Source organism: Actinomycetota bacterium, assembly GCA_041658565.1.
Classification (GTDB): domain Bacteria; phylum Actinomycetota; class AC-67; order AC-67; family AC-67; genus JBAZZY01.
In genome coordinates, this window is record JBAZZY010000103.1 from 1 (window position 1) to 2,565 (window position 2,565).

At 63.8% G+C, this 2,565-nt stretch carries 2 protein-coding genes; both read right to left on the minus strand.

Going from position 1 to position 2,565, the window contains the following annotated elements; translation table 11 throughout:
* Positions 1 to 366 precede the first annotated feature (366 nt).
* Positions 367 to 1,542: an IS91 family transposase gene (locus WDA27_15455; protein MFA5892321.1), complete on the minus strand. Its 1,176-nt coding sequence runs from the start codon at positions 1,540 to 1,542 to the stop codon at positions 367 to 369.
* Positions 1,543 to 1,552: 10 nt separating this feature from the next.
* Positions 1,553 to 2,404, minus strand: coding sequence for a site-specific integrase (locus WDA27_15460; protein MFA5892322.1), 852 nt, complete (start codon positions 2,402 to 2,404; stop codon positions 1,553 to 1,555).
* Positions 2,405 to 2,565 lie beyond the last annotated feature (161 nt).

Sequence of the window (2,565 nt, forward strand, 5' to 3'; positions counted from 1 at the left end):
GACGACAACTTCATTACGAAACAAAGTGGTGCATAACGAATAGCGTTTATCCGCCGCCCCACAAACGTTGAATCCTGCCGTGGCGGCGATGGCGGCGGATAAACCTCGTTGGACTGAACCGCCGGGTAGGCGGTAGTTATTGGGATTTTAAGCGAGCGCGGGCGGGAGTCAATCGTTTGGTAGGACGATGATGGCACCCGAGGAGGTGGACGCAGGTGTTTGCGAGGCTAAACATCGGTAGCGAAGCCCAGGAACAAGCGCGCGCGAACGCCCGTATCGCGCGAACCATGCCAAAGGGACGAGCGCTCCCCTGGCGCGGGCCGGCGCTATCAGCACGGAGGAAGAATGGGGAGTGCATCGGGTCTGTCACGGCGGTCCGCGCAGATGCAATAAAGGCAGCGGCACAGCCGCGATGGTTGCTGTGGTCACGAACTGACCTTTGCCACAGTGCGGGCAGCACATGCGCTGATGCTGGTCGATGCGGCGCATGAAGGCTTCGACCGACTCCACCACGGCCGGATCTGGCGCGGGCGCATCCAGTGCCGCGCGCGCGGCTGCGAGGCGCGCCGCCTTGTGCGCCGGACCGATCAGCCCGTAGTGACGAATGCGCTTGAAGCCCTTGGGCAGCACGTGCAACAAGAAGCGCTCGATGAAGGTCTGTGCCGGCACACTGAGCGTGCGCCTGCGGTTACCGTGTGCCGAATCGCGCACGCGCACACTTACCGTGTCTGCGCCGATGTTGATGATGCGCTCGTTGGAGATCGCCACCCGATGCGTATAACGGCCCAGATAGTCGAGCACCTGCGCTGGACCGCCCAGCGGCTCTTTAGCATAGACCACCCAGTCATGCTGATGCACTCGGGCGAGCAAATCGCCCCAGGCATGCTCGGCGAGTTGCGCCTCATGGAGTTTCCCGTCTTGGCGCGCAGCCTTCAGCGCGGCGACGAACTTGCCGCGAAAGACTTTGGAGAGCGCCTTGACCGGAAATAGAAACCCGGGCTTGGCCGCGACCCACCGGCCCTCGATGCCCAGTGCCCCGCCGGCCATCAGCGCATGCGCATGTACATGGCGCGCGAGGTCCTGCTTCCACGTATGCAGCACGAGCGAGAAGGCGGGCGTGCCGCCGAGCCAGCGCGGGTTGGCCGCAAACTCGGTGAGCGTCGCCGAGACTGCGCCGAAGAGCATCTCGTAGAGCACCCGTGGACACTGCCCGATGAGTCCATTCAGATCGTGCGGCAGGGTGAATACCAGGTGGAAGTAGGGCACCGGCAACACCTCGCGCCGCCGCGCCGCAAGCCAGGCTTCCTTCGCTCGCGTCTGGCACTGTGGGCAATGGCGATTGCGGCAGGAGAAATAGACACGGCGCGTCGTGCCGCAGCTATCGCAAACGTCCACATGGCCACCCAGGGCGGCGGTTCGGCACGCGAGGATAGCGCGCCAGACCTTCGCCTTGGCAAACGACAAGGGATGGGCCGCGAGATAAGCCGGGCCGTGACGGCGCAGCACCTCGGCCAGGCCCACCCTGGGGGCGTTGCTACCCATGTCGATGCGCTCAGCGCGTCGGCGGGTCGAGCAGTTCCAGAGGAGACGTGGTGCCGGTCAGATGGCTGCGCGCCAGATGCACATAGCGCATCGTCGTGCCGATGTGGCCGTGGCCCAAGAGTCGCTGGACAGTCGGCAGGTCCACGCCGGCCTCGATCAGATGAGTGGCGAACGCGTGGCGCAAGCTATGAATGCCACCTTCAGGCGCGATGCCGACGGCGTCGCGCGCGGCGCAGTAGATCCGCTGCGCCGTTTTGACTTCGATCGGCGCGGTGCCCGAACGGTTGGGAAACAGCCATTGGCGCGGCCGCTGATCGCGCCAGTAGCGGCGCAGCGTGTCGAGCAGGCGCGGCGAGAGCAGCGTGTAGCGATCCTGGCCGCCTTTGCCTTGGCGCACCTTGAGGCACATGCGGTCAGGTGCGCTCTCGATGTCGGCGAGTTGCAAGGCGCACACCTCTGAGACGCGCAGTCCCGCTGCATAGGTAGCAGTGAGCAGCGTGCGCCCACGCAGCGTTGTAGCAGCGTCGATCAGGCGTGTGACTTGCGTGCGCGAGAGAATCTGCGGCAGTCGTTTGGGTACTCTGGCCATGGGAATGTCCAGGCGCACCTCGGGTTGGTGCAGCACCGCGCCGAACAGGAAGCGAAAAGCACAGGAAGCCTGATTGACGCTGGCATACGCGAGCTTGCGCTCAGTGATCAGGTGCAGCAGATAGGCTTGGATTCGTGGCCCATCGAGTACGTCCGGTGGCTGTCGGTAGTGCTTCGCCAGAGCTCGTACGCAGGCCAGGTACGACTCGCGTGTGCGAGCCGAAAACCCACGCAACACCATTGCCTCGTCCATCCGATTGCGCAACTCAGTCATGTCGCTCTCCTCGTCAAGTTCGGGAACATTCCCGTAGGAGAGAGTAGGACAGCTGAGCGCCGCGCTTGAGGACGCGGCAGTGATGACAGAGGACTTCTGAAAACAACAACGCGGCGGTAGATCCCTCTACCACCGCGTCAGCGGTTTAGTTCAACAACATT